This is a genomic window from Huaxiibacter chinensis (assembly GCF_022171985.1).
Lineage (GTDB): Bacteria > Pseudomonadota > Gammaproteobacteria > Enterobacterales > Enterobacteriaceae > Enterobacter > Enterobacter chinensis_A.
Map to the genome: position 1 here is coordinate 1 of NZ_JAJVHF010000083.1, position 375 is coordinate 375.

General features: G+C 48.5%; 1 tRNA gene. It reads left to right on the forward strand.

Annotated features, from left to right (window positions below):
- Positions 1–134 precede the first annotated feature (134 nt).
- Positions 135–209 (forward strand) — tRNA-Glu (locus tag LZP96_RS24060).
- Positions 210–375 lie beyond the last annotated feature (166 nt).

Consider the following 375-nt stretch of genomic DNA (forward strand, 5'->3'; position numbering starts at 1 on the left):
CGTAACAAGGTAACCGTAGGGGAACCTGCGGTTGGATCACCTCCTTACCTGAAAGAACCTGCCTTTGTAGTGTCCACACAGATTGTCTGATGAAAAGTATCGAGCAAGACGGCTACGAAGTCGTGACACATCGTGTCCCCTTCGTCTAGCGGTTAGGACTCCGCCCTTTCACGGCGGCAACAGGGGTTCGAATCCCCTAGGGGACGCCACTTGCTGGCTGTGAGTGAAAGGCACAACCAATCAGTATCTCAAAACTGACTTCCGAGTCATGTTTGAGATATTTGCTCTTTAAAAATCTGGATCAAGCTGAAAATTGAAACGACACACTGTGTCTGTTCTCCGTAATAAGAACAGATAAGCGGTGTGTTCGAGTCT